Annotated in this window: 2 protein-coding genes; both read left to right on the top strand. The window is 71.4% G+C overall.

From position 1 onward, the window contains the following. Positions 1-357, top strand: a 357-nt coding sequence (locus B3446_RS02760) for a 50S ribosomal protein L11 methyltransferase (RefSeq protein WP_291377238.1), incomplete at its 5' end; no start/stop codon positions are given. A gap of 24 nt (positions 358-381) precedes the next feature. Further along, on the top strand, positions 382-559 hold a 178-nt coding region (locus B3446_RS02765), incomplete at its 3' end, for an MJ0042-type zinc finger domain-containing protein (protein WP_291377239.1).

Here is a 559-nt window from a genome sequence, read left to right on the forward strand (position 1 = left end):
GCCATCGCGGCGCGCAAGCTGGGCGCCGGCCCCACGCAGGCGGTCGACATCGACGCGCAGGCGGTGCAGAGCACGGTGTTCAACGCCGAGGTCAACAAGGTCGAACTGCAGGCCATGCTGCCCGACGGACTGGCGGACGGCACGTTCGAAGTCGTGGTCGCCAACATCCTGTCCAATCCCCTGAAGGTGCTGGCCCCCATGCTGGCCGGCCGCGTTGCCGCGGGTGGCCACCTGGTGTTGTCCGGCGTGCTGGAACGCCAGGCCGAGGAGGTCGCGGCCGCCTATGCGCCCTGGCTGGCCATGTCGGTCTGGCGTGCGCGCGACGGCTGGGTCTGCCTGCACGGCAAGAAGCCCTGAGTCCCGGCAGCAGGAGCACGCCTCATGGCTCTGACCACCCGCTGCCCGCAGTGCGGCACCTCGTTCAAGGTGGTGCCTGATCAGCTTCGGGTCCGCAATGGCCTGGTGCGTTGCGGCGCCTGCTCGACCGTTTTCGATGGCCGCGCGTGCCTGGTGTCCGCGCCGGGTGCGCCCGTCGCGATCACCCCGCCGGCCGCGGCGC

The organism is Achromobacter sp. UBA5777 (genome assembly GCF_002418565.1).
GTDB lineage: Bacteria > Pseudomonadota > Gammaproteobacteria > Burkholderiales > Burkholderiaceae_B > Achromobacter > Achromobacter animicus.